Here is a 19,049-nt window from a genome sequence, read left to right on the forward strand (position 1 = left end):
ATAGAAACAGAGCGCATGGAGGGAGTATGAAATTTCGGGTGAGTGTTTTTCAGGGCTCACCCGATAGCACTACGCCGCTTTTTTCAGGCAGGCGCTCATAAACTTACTACGGTCATCGCCTTTCAGGGATTGTTCCGTCGCCTGAACATTGCATTCACGCATTTTCTGCTGTTGCGGCGTCAGGCTTTTCTCTCCAGGGCCTGACTGGCTGTTTTTTAGACAGTCGCTAAGGTAAGTTTTACGTGCATCGCCTTTCAACGCTTGCGCTGTCGCCTGCTGATTACAGGTCGTCATGCGCTGCTGTTGCGGTGTTAACGGTTTTTCGGTTGCGCCGACGGCGGTTAAAAAGACCAGGCCAAAAAGTAAAGTCACCAGTAATGTTATTTTCATAGCACCATCCTTTTGTCAGTGTACACATTACACGTTGTCCCTTTGGGAAATATCCCAGGGACTTTATATAAGTCTGGCTGTTACTGGCAAAAATACCACCCGGCTGTAAAAGTATTACTTACCGTTAGCAATAGATGTTTTATTGATTGACAAACCGTAGGCTAATGTGCAATTCGATTATCCACAGTTACACTGGCAGGATGCAGAAGAACAGCGCATAACGTTACACTGTTATTACCATAGCCGCTTCGTTTTTATTTTGCTCTGTATTACCCAGAAGAAAATAAAAACGAAGCGGCTATGTTATTTCATAAAAGTAACGTTATAACAACTGTGTTGTTTTAAATACGATTAGTGCCGGGGGTGTCTCAGCAACTTTTTTACATATTGGCGCAGCAATTCCGTATCGTGATCAGGAACGCTGGCATCCGGCTTTACGCCTTCAAGTGCCCCCTCTACCTGACGTATCAACATCTCCTGCTCGTTTTGCGCCATGTTACGTAACATTGCTGTGACGATAATCTCTAACGCTTCTACCTGAGCAACCAGTTCTTTCGACTCTTCTTCTTTTTGGGCTAGCTTAAGCAACAACTCTGCTATGAGATTTTTCATGACCATATTTCCTTATTAGTTCCAGGGTGACGTTATCACTATGAAGAACCACTGCCTAGAGGCTGAAAGTACTATTTTTATGATACAGGAAGAACTTTACACAAATAATTATCACTGTCGCCGCAGCGAAACGTTTCTCAGACCGAAAACGAGACGATAATAAACCATCAAAAAACAATAATCACGCTATATCATAATTTAAGGTTATGCCATCTATAGAAAAACTTCACGGATAAAGAATATATCTTTTAATTTAAACCATATCGTAACGGCAGAAGCGCCGTTACGATGCACCGCTATTGGCCTTTCGCTTTTTGCGCGTTACGCCGACGACGTAACGCCAGGGTCAGTTGCCCGATATTGATCAACACGATCGCCGCCGTAGCGATAAAAACCCAGCGGAAACCGGCCATCGCCGATACCGTCGCGCCCATCAACGGCCCAACCACGTTGCCCAGGTACATAAATGACTGGTTGTAGCCAAAAATACGTCCGGTAATTTGATCGCTGGAGTATTTCACCAATAACGTTTGTACGGCGGGTAACATCGCGCCATCGGCAAAGCCCAACAAGAAACGCAACAGCCCCAACTGGAACGGCGTGGTGACCCAGGACATCGCGAAGAAAAGCAGCACTGCGCAGATAAGCGTGGCCATCAGAATTCTTTCCGTGCCGATTCTGTCGCCAAGTTTTCCCAGGCGAGGCGCGGAGATAAGCGCAGAGATACCGGGCACCGAGGCAATTAACCCGCTAAGAAAGGCGATGTTATTACTGTCCGGCATCATTGATTTGATAAACAGCGCCAGGATTGGACTGATGGAACCATTACAGAGTTGAATGACCATCGTGGTAAAAAACAAACTGATCACCAGCGCAGGATAAGGTAACGACGCAAAAACGGCTTTACCGCTCAGGCGTTCGCTTTTCTTGATGACCGGACGCACGCCTTCTTTAATTAAAAATAGCGTGACCAGAAAGCTCACCACCAACAGCATGGCAGTAATCAGAAATACCGCCCGCAGCCCGATATGATCCGCGACAAAGCCGCCCATTAACGGCCCGCCGATAACGCCGCTGATCTGCGCGGTAGAAAGCGTACTGAGCGCCCAGCCGCTACGTTCGCGCGGTACCTGAGAGGCTACCAGCGCCATAGCATTGGGGATATAACCTGACGTTAACCCCATGATTCCGCGCAGCAGGAAAAGTTGCCAGACATGGGTCGCGAATGCCTGCAGTAGAATAGCTATCGCCATCCCGAGCGACGCGCGCAATAGCATCAGTTTACGCCCTTTGCGATCGGCGAGACTGCCCCACATCGGCGACACAATGGCGGAAATAAGAAACGTGATGCTAAACGTTAACCCGGACCACATTGATAACGCTTCATGGGAAGAGACGCCAAGCTGGGAAATATACAGGGGTAAAAATGGCAGGATTTGGCTGATTGCCAGCCCGGTAAAAAAACATCCAAACCAAACGGAAATTAGATTAACTTTCCAGGATTCCATAAGACTCGTAACGGTAAGTAGCTGAAAATACGCGTTAGCTTAGCAAGTTCTCTTTTTCCTGGTGGTTCCAGAGGTGCGATACGTCACACTTTGCTATTTTGTCTCCCCGTTCATCATTTTTGTGAAACATATCACATTATATAGCCGCGCAAGGCAGACGTTTATGCTTTAACGACACACGCCGTAGCCCCGCATTCCAAGATGAAAATGGTTAGCATGAGCAGCGTTATAGTCAGGCCCGAGCCCATTGCCATAATAATGGCAACTGGCGTTTAACATAGCGCGTAACCAGGGCCCCGTCTCCTGACGCCCCCAGCCGCGCAGAACAGTGATTTTTCGGCCATCTGATAGCTGAAACCCGCTGACATCCAGCGCTTCTGCGCTGGCATGTTCACTGCGACGCGCATCCGGGCGGTGATAAATATTACGGCAGGCATAGCTGCCCAGATGTTCGATGCGGGTCAGGCGGCGCTTCATCCACGTTTCTGTTAAAGGTTTTGCCTGCTGTTCGACAAACAGCGCGGAGCGCAGCGCCAACGGGCAGGAGGCTAAAAAACTGCTGCTCAGTTTGACCTGGCCAAAATCTCTGACGCGCACAACATGGGACAAGGGACATTCACCAGCGCTATCCGCAACAGGTTGTGATGAAATTAATCCCTGTTGATTGGCCGCCGTCAACAGCTCCCGGCACTGCGACGGCGTAAGGCGCTGTAGTTTGAAGGTCGTGATCCAGCCTGGCGGATCGGCAAGTTGTAGCGGAGCAAAAGGATTATAATAAGAGGGAAGATAACGATATCCCAGCCCGCCAATGCCGCCCAACAGCACAATAATCAGAAAACCCTTACCTCTCACGCGGCCTCCGTTCTCACATCCCATAAACATTATGGCAGAACCCCGCGAAACCCGCGTTTTGTCGTGGTAATGTATACGCTTTGCATTCGATGGAATGGGTTTTTAAGATGGCGAAATTGCGGGTAGGAATAGTATTTGGCGGTAAGTCGGCGGAACATGAAGTGTCTTTGCAATCAGCGAAAAATATCGTTGATGCGATCGATAAAACCCGCTTCGACGTGGTGCTGTTAGGGATAGATAAGGCGGGACAATGGCATGTTAACGATGCGGAAAATTATTTGCAGAATGCAGACGATCCGGCACATATCGCGCTACGTCCTTCGGCAATCAGTCTGGCCCAGGTGCCTGGCAAACATCAACACCAATTGATTAACGCCCAGAACGGGCAGCCGCTACCGACGGTAGATGTTATTTTTCCTATCGTCCACGGTACGCTGGGCGAAGACGGCTCATTGCAGGGGATGCTGCGCGTCGCAAACTTACCGTTTGTCGGTTCAGACGTGCTGAGCTCCGCAGCCTGCATGGATAAAGACGTCGCCAAACGACTGCTACGCGATGCAGGACTGAATATCGCCCCGTTTATTACACTCACCCGAACGAATCGTCACGCGTTTAGTTTTGCCGAGGTTGAATCCCGTCTGGGACTGCCGCTGTTCGTTAAGCCCGCCAATCAGGGCTCTTCGGTCGGCGTCAGTAAAGTCGCTAACGAAGCGCAATATCAGCAGGCGGTCGCGCTGGCTTTCGAATTCGATCATAAAGTGGTGGTGGAGCAAGGGATCAAAGGGCGCGAGATCGAATGCGCCGTATTAGGTAACGATAACCCACAGGCCAGTACCTGCGGCGAAATCGTACTGAACAGCGAATTTTACGCCTACGATACTAAGTATATTGATGATAATGGCGCACAAGTTGTCGTGCCTGCGCAGATCCCTTCCGGGGTGAATGACAAGATCCGCGCAATCGCGATCCAGGCTTATCAGACACTGGGATGCGCGGGTATGGCGCGTGTCGATGTCTTCTTAACGGCAGACAATGAGGTCGTGATTAACGAGATTAATACGCTGCCAGGTTTTACCAATATCAGTATGTATCCAAAACTCTGGCAGGCGAGCGGATTGGGCTATACCGATTTGATCAGCCGCCTGATTGAGCTGGCGCTGGAACGCCATACGGCGAATAACGCCTTAAAAACCACGATGTAATACCGCACGCCCGATAGCGCAACGTTTATCGGGCGTCTTTTACCTCATCATCTTCGCGCCGGCGAATAATGAACCCCGCCAGCCAGAAGCTAATAATCCACGTTACCAGCCCAACACCATAGGTTTGCCATCCTTTCGCCTCAAAACCCAGCAATCCTACGACGCCATTCAAAATAAAGATAAGGCCAATAGAGAAGGCATAGTAGTGCCAGTCACGACGAATTTTTACAGGCAAACGCATAACGACTCCGACGTATTAACAGTAACAAAAACGTATTTTTGCATACTTCTGGCGAGCGAGTCTGTGGGGGATACGGAATTTCTTAAATGTTAATTGATTTTGATAAAAGTGATCGTTTTGTGACAACTAACAAAAATTTACGCGATGGATACATTCCGTATGTGAAATTACCATGATTCTGATATTGACAAACACAATGACCTGTCAGACTTCACAGTAAGCCGATGGCATAACGCCAGATCGTAGCCGATCATCCTGGAGGTCTTTATGGCTGATTTCACTCTCTCAAAATCGCTGTTCAGCGGGAAGCATCGAGAAACCTCCTCTACGCCCGGAAATATTGCTTACGCCATATTTGTACTGTTTTGCTTCTGGGCCGGAGCGCAACTCTTAAACCTGCTGGTTCATGCGCCGGGCATCTATGAGCATCTGATGCAGGTACAGGATACAGGTCGACCGCGGGTAGAGATTGGGCTGGGCGTCGGGACGATTTTTGGCCTGGTGCCCTTCCTCACGGGCTGCCTCATTTTCGCCGTTATCGCCGCGTTTTTACGCTGGCGTCACCGTCACCAATAAACCTTAGCGCGCTGGAGAAAGTATCCCAGCGCGAAATTTATCGCCCCATACACCGCGCCCGCCGCTCATCAACTCGTTTAGCAAACCAGGCGGTCGTCAGCTTACGCGTGATCTTCGGACTTTCCAGTTGAATACCGGGCAACATTTCCCGCGCAAGCGTCTTGCCCGTTTTGGCCTCGGCCAGTTTATAGACTTTCTTGTAGAGCGCCGTTTTTTCAAACGCCAGGCTATCGCCTTTCTCCAGTTGGCTGCGAATTTCACGCTCACTCATTCCCAACTGCCCTGCCAGTTTGCGTACCGCTAACTCTGTTTTGCCCGGTTCCTTGCTGTTATAACGAATCAGATCGCCATCCAGCGCCAGTTTTACCCCACTGGCTTTACTGACGGCATTCTGGAACGCAGCGTTACGGCTGGCGTACCATCCCGCGTTGAAGTCGGCGAAGCGGAAAACAGGCGCGCTGTAGTTCGCCGGGTAATTCAGCAAATGGTAAGTTCCAAACCACAACCCGCCACGGCGCGTAAAGACCTCCTGACGTACCGTACCCGCCATCTTCCACGGATAACCTTTCGCGTGCTGTTCGGCAAAGGCAATGCTGACCTGCATCGGGCCGCCCGTATGCACCGGGTTATATGAGCCAAATAGCGTCTGCCCCATAGGAACCATATTGATAAAATCATCAAAAATAGCGCTAAGCTGTTTTTCGGTTTTTACCGTGTCCAGGCGTTCGCTATAGCTCTTGCCGTTGGGGGAGTTAATTTTCAGCGCGGTGTGCACCAGAAACAGCGGGATGTGTAGTCGTTCAGCGCGGCGATCAATCTCCTGCCAGGCGATTTTACTTAGCCCCGGCACGACAGGATCCGCCTGATAACCGGACTCCTGCTGGGCGACAGCCAGCACCGAACAGATATTTTCTACCGTCGGCGCCAGCCCCTGGCTCTTAAACGTTGTCGCGATATCTTTCGCCCAGGCCTCTCTGTCTTTGACACTGGCTGGCATTTTCTGACGTACTACGCTTGCCACGTCGACAGGCTTCTCGCCCTTGCTCACCGGCTGCCCGGATTGACTACTACAGCCAGCCAACATGGCGACCGCCAGAAAAGGCAGAGGATAAAGACGGGACGCCGCCGACATAACGTTTCCTTCTGTTAGCTAAAAGAGTGGGTCACTTCCTGAACTGGCTGACCATCCAACTGACGTTCAAAGCTACGTAAACGTTTATAAATAGACATCAGCTCCACCAGCGTCGTCCAGGAGTTAATCAAATACTGGAACGAACCGCGCACCTGGCCAAACACGTTGGTGATTTGCGTCATCAGCCCCAGCGTAATCGTACCGGCAACAATGGAAGGAAACAGCAGGAACAAACCGAAAACGTTATCGACCTGCAAATAGAGAATGCGCGCGATGTTGAAATACATATAGTGAAAGTAGAGACGGAAGTAGTTATGGCGCACCGCGCTAAACAGTTCACGGACGGTGGGCGGCGTGGCGCGGCTGGCGTCATCTTCACCGTAGACCAGCTCCTTACGATAAGCTGCTTCCACTCGCTGATTTTTAAATTCCAGCCCCGGCAATTTGATCCCGACGACCGCCAGCAGGCCCGTCCCCATTAATGACCAGACTATGGCGGCAATGACCAGGCCGTAAGGGATATGTCCTACGATGGGTAAATTCGGCACATGCGCTGACAGGGTGACTAACACCGGCAGAAAGGCGATAAGCGTCATGATGGCATTGATAAAACTCACGCCCATATTCTCCAGTGTAGAGGCAAAACGCATGGTGTCTTCCTGCACACGCTGGGCGGCCCCTTCGATATGGCGCAGGTACTGCCAGTGCGCCATATAGTGCTCATTCATTGCGGTACGCCAGCGAAATACATAGTGGCTGACAAAGAAGTTGTTCAGCACGCCGATCACCACGGCGATAAGCGCAATACCGAGAAACACCCCCACTTCATGATAAAATTGACCAAGAGTGACCTTGTGCGGCGAGCTGAGCGCCGTTTGAATCAAATCATAGAACGGCGCGTACCAGGCGTTAACCGCGACGCCAACCTCCACCAAAAACCAGGTGACAAAAATAATGAGCGAGGTGCCAAGTATCGACCAGTACTGCCAGCGGTGCGGGCTATAGATGAACCAGAACGTTGCAAATAATCCCACGCAAATCAGGTAATAAGCATAAAAAATCAGATAGTCCAGCGACCAAAAGCGCGCTGCGCTGATAGGCACTTCATCGGATGCCCCTACAAGTCGCGCCACCCAATCTCCTCCTCCCGCCTGCCAGAAAATGACGGCGATCAGCGCCCAAACAAACGCCGACATGAAAAACGGCCCTGGCTTTGGGAAAAAAGATTTAAACATCATGCTCTCCTGCTAACTTCTTATCTTTATTACGGCTGCTGTGACGGCGGCAATAGCACGCCATGCCCACGCAAATGAAAGGGCTAAACCAGGCATTGTGACCTACGTTGTGACGCTTAGTTCGCATTTCTGCTCAACAGAATTGTTTCGACGAGTTTCATACACAGCAGGCACGCTGACGCTATCAGGTTATCACAAGCGCTCTATCACAAAAGTAAACATTCTCCATCACGAAAACCCGCCGTTACGTTTTTTCACCCACTTTTTTCTCTTTAACGTTTTGCAATGTGCCGCCGGGTAGTATAAATACGCATAACCACCGTTATTTCACTTATGGACATCACCGTTGAAACGTAGTCTGCTTTTTACTGCCATGCTGTTTGCGGCATCACTTACTTCTGTCCAGGCGGCTCAGCCGATTGCCGATCCGGTTTTTGCCTCTGATATCGTTGATCGTTATGCCGAGCATATCTTTTATGGTAGCGGCGCCACAGGCATGGCGCTGGTGGTGATCGACGGCAATCAACGCGTGTTTCGTAGTTTCGGTGACACCAGACCGGGCAATAATGTTCGTCCACAGCTTGATTCGGTCATTCGTATCGCTTCTATCACCAAGCTCATGACCAGTGAAATGTTGGTAAAATTGCTCGATCAGGGAACGGTAAAATTAAACGATCCTCTCAGCAAATATGCGCCTCCCGGCGCGCATGTCCCGACGTATCAAGGCACGCCGATTACGTTGGTCAACTTAGCGACCCATACCAGTGCGCTTCCGCGAGAACAGCCCGGCGGCGCGGCGCATCGTCCGGTATTTGTCTGGCCAACCCGCGAACAACGCTGGAGCTGGCTCTCCACAGCAACGTTAAAAGTCGCGCCCGGTTCACAGGCGGCCTATTCCAATCTGGCGTTCGACCTGTTAGCCGACGCGCTGGCGACCGCCTCCGGCAAACCTTATACGCAACTGTTTGAAGAAAAGATTACCCGCCCGCTGGGAATGAAAGACACCACGTTTACCCCCTCTCCCGATCAGTGTAAACGTCTGATGGTGGCAGAAAAAGGCGCAAGCCCCTGTAATAATACGCTGGCTGCCATTGGCAGCGGCGGGGTCTATTCTACGCCAGGAGATATGATGCGCTGGATGCAACAGTATCTGTCTTCAGATTTTTATCACCGTAGCCATCAGGCCGATCGTATGCAAACGTTGATTTATCAGCGCACACAGTTAAAGAAAATCATCGGGATGGACGTACCGGGTAAAGCCGACGCGCTCGGTCTGGGCTGGGTCTATATGGCGCCAAAAGACGGACGTCCTGGCATTATCCAGAAAACAGGAGGCGGTGGCGGTTTTATTACCTATATGGCGATGATCCCGCAATATAATATTGGCGCTTTTGTGGTCGTAACCCGTTCCCCCCTCACTCGTTTTACCAATATGAGCGACGGGATTAACGATTTGGTTACTGAGCTAAGCGGCAATAAACCGATTGCTATTCCTGCATCCTGAGTCGTCGCGCCTCGCGCTATATCAGACGAGGCGCAACATTTTTGTTAATATTCGGAGGGCAAACGGTTAATACTGATCAGTTTGCCTTTATTCATTTCAATGTAATTACCCTTACGCAGGGCCGCGAGAACTTCCGCCACCACCGATCGCGATACGCGCGTTCGTTGATGAATATAATTCATAACACCAATACGTGAGCGAAGTTCTTCATCCCACTCAATCATTGTCATTAATGTCGCACGACTTTGGTCGTAGGAATTATTACCAATGAGCTGCTTGTCACGAAGTTCCAGTACCTGACTTTTCCATACTATCCAACAGAAGGCTTCACGCCACAGTTGGTTCTGCTCAATGATGGCGAGAGTTTGTGATGATGAGAGGCGATAACCGATGCAACCGCTCTCCGCAATTAATTTATATTGTGCCTCTTTTTTCGCCACACCATCGGCTAAGCCGAAAATAAAGGGGGCCTGCACAATACCAATAAGAACTTTATCACCGCGAACTAACGAAACAACCCCCTCTAAAATAACAAAGGTATGGGTATTACTTTCATCAGGTGAACAGATAATCTCTTTATCATTAACAAACTCGAAACGCGTACCATGCTTAGAAAGGCATTTATCGAGTCTGTAGAATTCCTGTAGTGGCTTGCTTAAAGATAACATATGCATTCCTTGCAATAATGCCCGTCAAGTCCTTGACGGGCATTTTTCAGTTTAAATTACCTTTATTTCTCCTGAGAGAAAATGATTACCAGGTATATTTAACACCAACGTTTGCAGACCAGTCTTGATCAACATCACCGCCGCCGAGGTAGTTAGCATCGGTGTAGGCGCTGAAGTTCTTCGTGAAGCTGAACTGAGTACCCAGACCAACACGTACCGCAGAACCTTCTACGCCGTTGTCGATAGAGTCGCCGTTTACGTCAGCATCGTTGTTGGAGTCGTCGTAAACGTAAGCCAGTTTGAAGTACGGGGTCAGCGCCTGATCTTCGCTGTAAGTGAAGGTATAACCTGCATCTACACCGAGTTCATAACGCATGCTGTCGTAAGACTGACCGTCAACTTTCATGTCGTTGCTCAGCTGGTAGTCGTCGCCAGACTGGAACAGACCGGATACGCTACCGTAAGGCGTTACGTAGCCTGCATCACCCAGCTTCAGATCATAACCCAGTTTCAAGCCGAAGCCCCAGGCGTCAGAAGAGGTGTTGCCGTCAACGTAAGTACCGTCGCTCATGTTAGCAGACAAATCGTTGTTGAAGTGAGAGTAGCTCAAGTTACCGTCAACAAAGATGTTGTTTGCGAAACGAGCGGAAGAGTAGATGTAGGCAGACTGGCTGTCCTGATCCACCTGACCGGTACGATCGCTCAGATCGCCTTTCGCGAAGCCTGCTGCCGCACCAACGATCCACTTAGCGTTGTTACCGTCAACTTTGGTATCAACACCGACCATGATGCCATTAACATCCTGATCGTAGTTAATGGTGCCGTTGTCGCCGTTGAAGTTACCGCCGAAGTAGCTTACCCATGCGCCGCCGTTATCCGCCAGACCATGACGAGCGTTGGTCAGACGAGTACCAACGGTGTCTTGTTCCAGGTTCCAGATATTGGTGTTCGCAGAAGGAATGCTCAGCGCCATGTTAGCGTAGTCGGTCAGTTCCATCTGCTGCAGAACAACAGAGTTATCCTGCTGCTGCGCCTGATAGGTGTAAGCGCCGAGGTCAGCTTTGTTAGCTGCAGTAAAGCTAGCAGTAGTGTCAGCGTTATCGTCATAAACACGGACAATTTCTTTATCTTTGTAATCAGCAACAGAACCTGCACCAGTAGCGTTATCAATGCGGACTTTATAGTTACCTGCAACGTCCCCATTAACCGCCAGATGACCATCAGAGTTCAATGCAACCACACCGTAGTCATAATTAGCATCGTAAACGTCGTTGGTAATATAACGTGCGTTGTTCAGATCAGAGTTCAACACATAATCACGGCTGGCGACATTCAGTACGCCACCATCAGTCAAAATCACATTATGTGTATCAACCTGACCCAGACCCAGGTTCAGCTGGGCACCATTATCAACAGTAATGGTATTAGCATACAGAGAAGCGGTCTCTTCTGTCAGAGAAGCGGTACTGTAACTATCCAGATACAGACTATTTGTCGCCACACCACCGGTGTCACCAATGTTCAGAGAAGAAGAATTAGCCAGCGTAATGCTGTCGGCGATTAAACCAGAGTTTTCAACATTTACCTGAGAGACATTATTCACTGTCAGGTCGTCAATATTGGAAATCTTGCGAGTATCCCATTCAGAGCCGTTATCCAGCGCAATATTAAAGATACCGCTCTGATAAACCTCTGCGCCAGCAAGGTGCTCATCATCAGAATAGTAAGTTGAAGACGGCCAAATGCTGTTTGGTACTAAAGCATGCCAATCAGCATCGGTATATCCCCAACCGTACATCTTACCAGTGCCGATTGCCTCAACTTCAGATTGAGCCGCGCCAACCCATTTCGAGCCATTGGTCAGCGTCACGGTTAAAGAGTCAGTATCATCCCAACCATTCGTTGTTGGATTATAGACACCATCATCCGTAGTATCCGTTGCAGGATCACCATTCTCATAGAAGTTGTTGTCGAAGGTGCTACTAAAGAGAATGTCACCAGTGATAGTGGAATGATCAAACGTAGCGGTAGTCTGCATTGAGTTGTCTGCGTTAGTATTATCGCTAACAATTAACGCGGCATCATCAAGGGGATCATCATCATTGTAGCTAAACCAGTAATCTGCAGTGCCATTGTAGTCGCTTGGCTTCTCGCCCTGACCGTAGAAACCATCAGTTCCCAGATCGCTATAGGCACCAGAAGTCAGGACAGAGTCTTTAACAACCAGTGTGTTAGTGAAGATATTATCGCTATTCGCTATACCTTCAACATTATCATACGGGGTATTATCAAGCGTCTGATAGCCCTGTAAGAAAGTGATACCTGCAACATGAGAGTTATTCTGAATGACGATGTCTGACTCTTCATCAACAGTGATAGCATTACCAATATCGTAAGTATCAACAACTTTAGTCGTGGTGGTATCGCCATCAACAACATCATAATAATAATGTTCATAGGTATCGTTGATAGTTGAATTATCAACGGTCAGGCTAAAACGATCGTATTGAGTATGATTCGTACCATCTTCATCGACACCATCATCACATTCATCAGTCATGCACAGAGTAGTAACCATGCCATTGATTGTGCTGTTAGAAATGGACATTGAGTTCGCTGTACCATCAAAACCATCGTCCAGATAGTATGCAGAAATAACGCCATTCACAGTACTTTTATTGATTACTGGATAAATATCGGCATTCCAGATGTTGGTAGAATCAGCAGAAGTGTTATTCCAGTTTACATAGCCATCATACAACCAACCATCATGGTTAGTTACACTGTCGTAACCAAACGTGTTGTAGGTTGTGCCAGAAATATCTTGAGCATTCGCCTGAGAAGTGATTGCCAGAGTGCAAGCCAATGCTAATTGTGAGACTACAAGTTTCTTTTTCCAGGAGTGCATTTGTCATCCCTCCTCAGGGACGTAATATAGTTGATCCATCAATTATCAATGCATAAAAACATAGAGATGTTTAGCAAGAAGGATTATGCGGCGTCATTGCTAAAAGGTTCAATTATTCTTTATCCTCAGTCCGGATTCGGACATGAATTAAAAAGACGTAATAAAAGGAAATTTTATAATTAAAAAGCATTCTTTTTCATGACCTTACAAGAAAACAAAAAAACAAAGTACATATAAGATAAATATGAATTAAAGAAAAACAAAATAAACATGAATAATGTTGAAACCCACATTTACTTAAATGACGATGAAATAAAACTAAAAACAACGTAAAACTAATTCTTATTTAAAATGATATAGTGCCTGAGGTATTAATCTCCGGTATATAAAAGAAGCGCCATGTTCTGCCGCCGCCGGGGCTGCGCCTGCTACGTTAAGGACCGTTTTCGTAAAACATCTGCCTGCAGATTCAGGTATACTGGGCCTTCGATTCCACAAACATCAGGCAGACCATGACAGACCTTATCCATCGCCCTCGCCGCCTGCGCAAATCCGCTGCGCTGCGCGCTATGTTTGAAGAGACAACACTTAGCCTGAACGACCTGGTGTTGCCGATCTTTGTTGAAGAAGAACTCGACGATTACAAAACTATTGATGCCATGCCCGGCGTAATGCGTATCCCGGAAAAGCAGCTGGCGCGAGAGATTGAACGTATCGCAAATGCTGGTATTCGTTCCGTTATGACCTTCGGCATTTCTCACCATACTGATGACACCGGCAGCGATACCTGGAAAGAAGACGGCCTGGTGGCAAGAATGTCCCGCATCTGTAAGCAAACCGTGCCGGAGATGATCGTCATGTCCGACACCTGCTTCTGCGAATACACCTCGCACGGCCACTGCGGCGTGTTGTGCGAACACGGCGTGGATAACGATGCGACGCTGGCCAACCTCGGCAAGCAGGCCGTTATCGCGGCGGCGGCTGGAGCAGATTTTATTGCGCCCTCCGCGGCAATGGATGGACAAGTCCAGGCTATCCGCCAGGCGCTGGATGCCGCCGGTTTTACCGATACGGCAATAATGTCCTACTCCACCAAGTTCGCCTCTTCTTTCTACGGCCCCTTCCGTGAAGCAGCGGGCACCGCGTTAAAAGGCGACCGCAAGACGTATCAAATGAATCCGATGAACCGCCGTGAAGCGATTCGCGAATCACTGCTCGACGAAGCCCAGGGCGCGGATTGCTTAATGGTGAAACCGGCCGGCGCGTATCTGGACGTGCTGCGTGAAATCCGCGAACGCACAGAGTTGCCGCTTGGCGCTTACCAGGTGAGCGGTGAATATGCCATGATTAAATTTGCTGCTATGGCTGGCGCCATCGATGAAGAAAAGGTCGTGCTGGAAAGTCTGGGCTCGATTAAACGCGCCGGCGCCGATTTGATTTTCAGTTACTTCGCGCTGGATCTGGCTGAGAAAAATATTCTGCGTTAATTCTGTTACAGGGCGGCGCGCTGCCGCCGCCCTTTCCCGACTTTACACCCCACTATTCAGTCGCTGAGCCTGACCCGTTGCCGGACGCGGCTTATCCGGCTTACGGCTATTCCTCGATCGCCTGGCGAATTTGCTGCAACGACGCGGGATCGTCAATGGTTGTCAGATCGCCCGGATCGCGGCCTTCGCAGATCGCCTGGATCGTGCGGCGAAGCATCTTTCCGGAACGCGTTTTGGGGAGCTGCGAAACAAACCAGACATGCGCCGGACGACCAAAGTGACCGATCTGGTTATCCACCAGCGCCATAATCGCGTTTTCCTCGTCGCGCGCCGCCTCGCGATCCGCCAGCGTATCGCTCTGCTTCGGAATGACAAACGCCACCGCCACCTGCCCTTTCAGAGCGTCCTTTATCCCCACCACCGCCACTTCCGCTACGTTCGGGTAACTGGAGATACTTTCTTCTATTTCTCGCGTCCCCAGCCGATGACCCGCAATATTAATCACATCATCGGTACGGCCCAGAATAAAGTAATACCCCTCGGCGTCGCGGATTCCCCAGTCGAAAGTGGCATAAACCTGACGGGTAAACAGCGACCAGTAAGTCTTCACAAAACGCGCATCGTCGCCCCAAATAGTCTGAATACAGCCCGGCGGCAGCGGCCCCTCGATCACCAGCATCCCCTTTTCATTTATGCCGCAAGGTTCGCCGGTGACTTCATTGAGTAGCTGGACGTTATAACCGTACATCGGCACGCCGGGACTTCCCAGACGCGACGGCCTGTCGTCCAGCGCGCGGGCCAGCGCCATGATCGGCCAGCCGGACTCCGTCTGCCAATAATTGTCGATAACCGGCACACCCAGCGTCTCCGTCACCCAACTGGCCGTCGGCTCGTCCAGCGGCTCACCGGCCAGATAAAGCGCCTCCAGCGAGGAGAGATCGTGATTGCGGATTTGCGCCGTCGGGAATTTTTTCAGCACGCGAATCGCGGTCGGGGCGGAAAACATCCGGTTAACCTGGTATTTCTCGACAATTTTCCACCAGACCCCGCAGTCCGGGTACGTCGGCAGTCCTTCATAAACAATAGTCGCCATGCCTGCCAGCAGCGGCGCGTAAACAATATAGGAGTGGCCGACGACCCAGCCGATATCCGATGCGCAAAAGAATACGCCGCCCGCCTTGCCGCCAAAAATGGTGTCCATCGAGGTTGCCAGCGCCACCGCATAACCGCCGACGTCGCGCTGGACGCCTTTCGGTTTGCCGGTAGTGCCGGAGGTGTAAAGAATGCACGAAGTTTCATTGGATTCCAGCCACGCCACCGGCACTCTCGCGCCGAAATGCTGCTGGCGCAACGTGGCAAAATCCAGATCGCGCCCATCCACCCACGCCATTTTCGCCAGCCCTCTGTCCACCAGCAGAACGTGTTTCGGCTGATGCTGCGCCTGCGCAATAGCGTCATCGAGCAGCTTTTTATACGGCAGGATTTTACCGCCCCGCGCTCCGGCATCCGCCGACACAATCAGCGCCGGTCTGGCATCGTCAATGCGCGCCGCCACGCTGTGCGAGGCAAAACCGCCAAAGACCACCGAATGGATCGCGCCAATGCGCGCGCAGGCCAGCAGCGTTATCTGCGCTTCGGCAATCATTGGCATATAGACCAATACGCGATCGCCACGCTGCACGCCCAGCGACAGCAACATGGCGGCCACAATGTTGACCTCGTCATACAACTGGCTGAAGGTAAATGTACGCTCTTCATCGGTCTCTGATGAGACGGCAATCAGCGCCAGCGCCTCCGGCTGTTTATCCCGCCAGCGGTCAACGGCGTTATGACATAAGTTAGTGGTGCCGCCGCAAAACCAGCGGGCAAACGGTGGACGGCTATGATCCAGCGTCTGCGTAAACGGCTGTCGCCAGTCGATACGCCGGGCCTGCTCGGCCCAGAACGCCTCCGGTTCGTTAATGGAACGCTGATAAAATTCGCTAAAAGACATCACGCTCTCCTGTTGAACTTACGCCTTACTGCTGGCTGGCTCAGATGACATATAAATCGAGGTATTCGTTAACCGGCATCTGCTCCAGGCGGGTTCTGTCCAGGGAGACATCCAGAATGCGTTGCTGCTGGCGAGTCGGGAACTGACGCGCCAGGTTAATTTTAAATTTTTCGATAAGCTTCGGAATACCGTCGGCGCGGCGACGCGCATGACCAATCGGATACTCAACGACAACCTCGCCAAAGCGTAAGCCATCAGTAAACTCTACGGAGATCGCATTGCCGATAGCACGTTTTTCCGGGTCGTGATAGTCGGCGGTAAAAGCCGGGTCCTCATAACACACGATTTTCTCGCGCAGGGCGTCAATACGCTTGTCCTGCGCCACCTCGTCTTCATAATCCGCCGCGGTTAACCGTCCGAACAGCAACGGCACGGCGACCATATACTGGATACAGTGATCGCGGTCCGCCGGGTTATTGAGCGGGCCTTTTTTATCGATAATGCGAAGACAGGCTTCGTGGGTGCGGATAGTCACTTTCTCGATATCCGCTGCCGTTTTGCCCGCGGCCTGCATCTGCTCATACAGCGTCATCGCCGCTTCGACGGCGGTTTGCGAGTGGAATTCTGCCGGGAAAGAAATTTTAAATAGCACGTTTTCCATCACGTAGGAGCCGTAAGGGCGCTGGAAACGGAACGTTTCACCTTTGAATGAAACGTCGTAGAAGCCCCAGGTTTTGGCGGTGAGCGCCGAGGGATAGCCCATCTCGCCGGTTTTCGCCATCAGCGCCAGACGTACCGCGCGTGAGGTAGCGTCGCCCGCCGCCCAGGATTTGCGCGTACCGGTATTCGGCGCATGACGATAAGTGCGCAACGACTGCCCATCCACCCACGCCAGCGATACCGCGTTGAGGATCTCATCGCGCGTCAGCCCCAGCATTTCAGCGACCACCGCGGTCGAGGCCACTTTCACCAGCAGCACATGGTCAAGCCCGACACGGTTGAAGGCGTTTTCCAGCGCGATGCAGCCCTGAATTTCATGGGCTTTGATCATCCCGCTCAATACCTGTTTCATGGTCAGCGGCGCTTTGCCGGCGGCGACGGCGTTGCGTGACAGCCAGTCCGCAATCGCCAGAATACCGCCGAGGTTATCAGAAGGATGGCCCCACTCGGCGGCAAGCCAGGTATCGTTAAAATCGAGCCAGCGGATCATCGCACCAATGTTAAAGGCTGCCTGTACCGGATCGAGCTGGAACTGGGTGCCCGGCACGCGTGCGCCGTTGGGCACCACCGTGCCTGGCACGATTGGCCCAAGCAATTTTTTACAGGCCGGGTATTCCAGCGCTTCCAGACCACAACCGAGCGTGTCGAGCAGGCAATAATGCGCGGTGTCGTACGCCACCTTTGAGGTGATGTCGTAGTTCATCACGTAATCCACGATATCGACGATTTCACGGTCAAAGTCTGGGCGGATGTTCAGTTCTTGGGTAGACATAGGGTACGTTTCCTGCGTTTTATTTTTAATAAGAGTGAGTTAGCAACGATCGTCTATCGAGACAAACGGACGATCTTCCGGCCCGGTATAGTTGGCAGAGGGACGAATAATTTTGTTGTCCTGACGCTGTTCAATAATGTGCGCCGCCCAGCCGGTAACGCGGGCGATGACAAACAGCGGGGTGAACATTTCGGTAGGGACGCCCATCATGTTGTAGGAGACCGCCGAAAACCAGTCGAGATTCGGGAACATCTTTTTGGTCTCCCACATCACCGTTTCCAGACGGTCGGCGATGTGGTACATCTTCAGCGAGCCGCCTTCTTCTGAAAGCTGTTTCGCCACCCGTTTGATCACCTGGTGGCGCGGGTCGGCGATGGTGTAAACCGGATGTCCAAAGCCAATCACCACCTCTTTGTTTTCCACGCGTTTACGGATATCCGCCTCTGCCTCGTCCGGCGTTTCATAACGCTGTTGAATTTCCAGCGACACCTCATTCGCCCCGCCGTGTTTCGGGCCGCGCAGCGCGCCAATCGCGCCGATAATCGCGGAGTAGACATCCGAGCCGGTTCCGGCAATCACCCGGCTGGTAAACGTCGAGGCGTTGAACTCATGCTCGGCATACAGCACCAGCGAAATATGCATCGCCTTTTCCCAGCTTTGGGTTGGCTTTTCACCGTGCAGCAGATGCAGGAAATGGCCGCCGATGGAATCATCGTCGGTTTCCGGCTGAATACGTTCGCCGTTGTGGCTGTAGTGATACCAGTAAAGAAGGATAGAGCTGAGCGAGGCCAACAGCTTATCGGCAATATCGCGCGCGCCGGAGACGGTATGTGCCTCTTTTTCCGGCAGGGTGCAGCCCAGCGCGGAAACGCCGGTACGCATCACGTCCATCGGGTGCGAGGCCGCCGGTAACGCTTCCAGAACGGTACGGACATTGGCGGGTAATCCGCGCAGCGCTTTTAACTTGCTTTTATACGCGTTCAGCTCGTCGCGGGTCGGTAATTTTCCGTGGATCAGTAAATGCGCGACTTCTTCAAATTCGCAGTGCTCCGCCAGATCGAGAATGTCGTAACCGCGATAGTGCAGATCGTTACCGCTTTTTCCCACGGTACACAGAGCGGTATTTCCGGCAGGTACGCCGGAAAGCGCGACCGATTTTTTAGGCTTAATGACATGCGTGTTGTTTTGCAGGATCGTCGTGTCTGTCATATTGTCCTCGTCATTATTGTAATGTGTAGGGTATTGAGGC

Annotated in this window: 16 protein-coding genes; 4 read left to right on the plus strand and 12 right to left on the minus strand. The window is 51.0% G+C overall.

Annotation, left to right across the window (positions count from 1 at the left end; all coding sequences use genetic code 11):
- Window positions 1–69 precede the first annotated feature (69 nt).
- The 4 genes from psiF to QEN31_RS17575 all read right to left on the minus strand — a co-directional run bounded on the left by psiF (window position 70) and on the right by QEN31_RS17575 (window position 3,392).
- Complete coding sequence (psiF, locus tag QEN31_RS17560) at window positions 70–390, minus strand: phosphate starvation-inducible protein PsiF (RefSeq protein ID WP_000705166.1); 321 nt, start codon at window positions 388–390, stop codon at window positions 70–72.
- Window positions 391–741: 351 nt separating this feature from the next.
- On the minus strand, window positions 742–1,002 hold the full coding sequence (gene iraP, locus QEN31_RS17565; RefSeq protein WP_001518423.1) for an anti-adapter protein IraP: 261 nt from the start codon (window positions 1,000–1,002) through the stop codon (window positions 742–744).
- A gap of 296 nt (window positions 1,003–1,298) precedes the next feature.
- On the minus strand, window positions 1,299–2,510 hold the full coding sequence (locus QEN31_RS17570; protein ID WP_000446768.1) for a multidrug efflux MFS transporter: 1,212 nt from the start codon (window positions 2,508–2,510) through the stop codon (window positions 1,299–1,301).
- Window positions 2,511–2,678: 168 nt separating this feature from the next.
- The gene (locus QEN31_RS17575) at window positions 2,679–3,392 is read right to left on the minus strand and encodes an extensin-like domain-containing protein (protein ID WP_000480794.1); all 714 of its coding nucleotides are present in this window, start codon (window positions 3,390–3,392) and stop codon (window positions 2,679–2,681) included.
- A gap of 77 nt (window positions 3,393–3,469) precedes the next feature.
- Between QEN31_RS17575 and ddlA the strand changes: the two genes are divergently transcribed.
- Window positions 3,470–4,564, plus strand: coding sequence for a D-alanine--D-alanine ligase (gene ddlA, locus QEN31_RS17580; RefSeq protein ID WP_020999994.1), 1,095 nt, complete (start codon window positions 3,470–3,472; stop codon window positions 4,562–4,564).
- 25 nt (window positions 4,565–4,589) lie between these two features.
- On the opposite strand, the gene QEN31_RS17585 is transcribed toward ddlA, so the two are convergent.
- Window positions 4,590–4,805 carry a DUF2754 family protein gene (locus tag QEN31_RS17585; protein WP_001239240.1) on the minus strand — a complete coding sequence of 72 codons (216 nt, stop codon included), beginning with the start codon at window positions 4,803–4,805 and terminating at the stop codon, window positions 4,590–4,592.
- A 267-nt stretch (window positions 4,806–5,072) separates the two neighbouring features.
- On the opposite strand from QEN31_RS17585, the gene QEN31_RS17590 reads away from it, so the two are divergent.
- A complete protein-coding gene (locus tag QEN31_RS17590; RefSeq protein WP_000763139.1) occupies window positions 5,073–5,381 on the plus strand; it encodes a YaiY family protein in 309 nt (102 codons plus the stop codon).
- Between the two features lie 37 nt (window positions 5,382–5,418).
- Here QEN31_RS17590 and yaiW read toward each other — a convergent pair whose 3' ends face one another.
- Both yaiW and sbmA read right to left on the minus strand, forming a co-directional pair.
- Window positions 5,419–6,513, minus strand: a complete 1,095-nt coding sequence (gene yaiW / locus QEN31_RS17595) for a surface-exposed outer membrane lipoprotein YaiW (RefSeq protein ID WP_023222115.1) — start codon at window positions 6,511–6,513, stop codon at window positions 5,419–5,421.
- A gap of 14 nt (window positions 6,514–6,527) precedes the next feature.
- Complete coding sequence (sbmA, locus tag QEN31_RS17600) at window positions 6,528–7,748, minus strand: peptide antibiotic transporter SbmA (RefSeq protein WP_000477024.1); 1,221 nt, start codon at window positions 7,746–7,748, stop codon at window positions 6,528–6,530.
- 346 nt (window positions 7,749–8,094) lie between these two features.
- Here sbmA and ampH point away from each other — a divergent pair, with 346 nt between their 5' ends.
- On the plus strand, window positions 8,095–9,252 hold the full coding sequence (gene ampH / locus QEN31_RS17605; RefSeq protein ID WP_000830772.1) for a D-alanyl-D-alanine-carboxypeptidase/endopeptidase AmpH: 1,158 nt from the start codon (window positions 8,095–8,097) through the stop codon (window positions 9,250–9,252).
- Between the two features lie 44 nt (window positions 9,253–9,296).
- Here the strand turns inward: ampH and iprA are convergent, their stop codons facing one another.
- Window positions 9,297–9,920 carry a hydrogen peroxide resistance inhibitor IprA gene (gene iprA / locus QEN31_RS17610; protein WP_099949701.1) on the minus strand — a complete coding sequence of 208 codons (624 nt, stop codon included), beginning with the start codon at window positions 9,918–9,920 and terminating at the stop codon, window positions 9,297–9,299.
- Between the two features lie 85 nt (window positions 9,921–10,005).
- Complete coding sequence (locus tag QEN31_RS17615; RefSeq protein ID WP_079951164.1) at window positions 10,006–12,828, minus strand: autotransporter outer membrane beta-barrel domain-containing protein; 2,823 nt, start codon at window positions 12,826–12,828, stop codon at window positions 10,006–10,008.
- Between the two features lie 512 nt (window positions 12,829–13,340).
- On the opposite strand from QEN31_RS17615, the gene hemB reads away from it, so the two are divergent.
- Window positions 13,341–14,315, plus strand: a complete 975-nt coding sequence (gene hemB, locus QEN31_RS17620) for a porphobilinogen synthase (RefSeq protein ID WP_000130731.1) — start codon at window positions 13,341–13,343, stop codon at window positions 14,313–14,315.
- A 106-nt stretch (window positions 14,316–14,421) separates the two neighbouring features.
- On the opposite strand, the gene prpE is transcribed toward hemB, so the two are convergent.
- Genes prpE through prpC form a run of 3 tightly spaced genes read right to left on the minus strand, consistent with a single transcriptional unit; the run spans window position 14,422 to window position 19,009 of the window.
- Entirely contained in the window at window positions 14,422–16,308 is a 1,887-nt protein-coding gene (gene prpE / locus QEN31_RS17625; RefSeq protein WP_001524001.1) for a propionate--CoA ligase, read from the minus strand.
- Window positions 16,309–16,348: 40 nt separating this feature from the next.
- Window positions 16,349–17,800, minus strand: coding sequence for a bifunctional 2-methylcitrate dehydratase/aconitate hydratase (locus QEN31_RS17630; protein ID WP_063916556.1), 1,452 nt, complete (start codon window positions 17,798–17,800; stop codon window positions 16,349–16,351).
- Between the two features lie 39 nt (window positions 17,801–17,839).
- A complete protein-coding gene (gene prpC, locus QEN31_RS17635; RefSeq protein WP_000132746.1) occupies window positions 17,840–19,009 on the minus strand; it encodes a bifunctional 2-methylcitrate synthase/citrate synthase in 1,170 nt (389 codons plus the stop codon).
- Between the last annotated feature and the right edge of the window lie 40 nt (window positions 19,010–19,049).

Origin of the sequence: Salmonella sp. SA15303, from assembly GCF_029962125.1 — a bacterium.
In the GTDB taxonomy this organism is placed as follows: domain Bacteria; phylum Pseudomonadota; class Gammaproteobacteria; order Enterobacterales; family Enterobacteriaceae; genus Salmonella; species Salmonella enterica.

Excerpts from the sequence above, each read along its gene's own strand:
- psiF (WP_000705166.1), bottom strand. The coding sequence starts at position 390 with ATGAAAATAACATTACTGGTGACTTTACTTTTTGGCCTGGTCTTTTTA.
- iraP (WP_001518423.1), bottom strand. The coding sequence starts at position 1,002 with ATGAAAAATCTCATAGCAGAGTTGTTGCTTAAGCTAGCCCAAAAAGAA.
- QEN31_RS17570 (WP_000446768.1), bottom strand. The coding sequence starts at position 2,510 with ATGGAATCCTGGAAAGTTAATCTAATTTCCGTTTGGTTTGGATGTTTT.
- QEN31_RS17575 (WP_000480794.1), bottom strand. The coding sequence starts at position 3,392 with ATGTTTATGGGATGTGAGAACGGAGGCCGCGTGAGAGGTAAGGGTTTT.
- ddlA (WP_020999994.1), top strand. The coding sequence starts at position 3,470 with ATGGCGAAATTGCGGGTAGGAATAGTATTTGGCGGTAAGTCGGCGGAA.
- QEN31_RS17585 (WP_001239240.1), bottom strand. The coding sequence starts at position 4,805 with ATGCGTTTGCCTGTAAAAATTCGTCGTGACTGGCACTACTATGCCTTC.
- QEN31_RS17590 (WP_000763139.1), top strand. The coding sequence starts at position 5,073 with ATGGCTGATTTCACTCTCTCAAAATCGCTGTTCAGCGGGAAGCATCGA.
- yaiW (WP_023222115.1), bottom strand. The coding sequence starts at position 6,513 with ATGTCGGCGGCGTCCCGTCTTTATCCTCTGCCTTTTCTGGCGGTCGCC.
- sbmA (WP_000477024.1), bottom strand. The coding sequence starts at position 7,748 with ATGTTTAAATCTTTTTTCCCAAAGCCAGGGCCGTTTTTCATGTCGGCG.
- iprA (WP_099949701.1), bottom strand. The coding sequence starts at position 9,920 with ATGTTATCTTTAAGCAAGCCACTACAGGAATTCTACAGACTCGATAAA.
- QEN31_RS17615 (WP_079951164.1), bottom strand. The coding sequence starts at position 12,828 with ATGCACTCCTGGAAAAAGAAACTTGTAGTCTCACAATTAGCATTGGCT.
- hemB (WP_000130731.1), top strand. The coding sequence starts at position 13,341 with ATGACAGACCTTATCCATCGCCCTCGCCGCCTGCGCAAATCCGCTGCG.
- prpE (WP_001524001.1), bottom strand. The coding sequence starts at position 16,308 with ATGTCTTTTAGCGAATTTTATCAGCGTTCCATTAACGAACCGGAGGCG.
- QEN31_RS17630 (WP_063916556.1), bottom strand. The coding sequence starts at position 17,800 with ATGTCTACCCAAGAACTGAACATCCGCCCAGACTTTGACCGTGAAATC.
- prpC (WP_000132746.1), bottom strand. The coding sequence starts at position 19,009 with ATGACAGACACGACGATCCTGCAAAACAACACGCATGTCATTAAGCCT.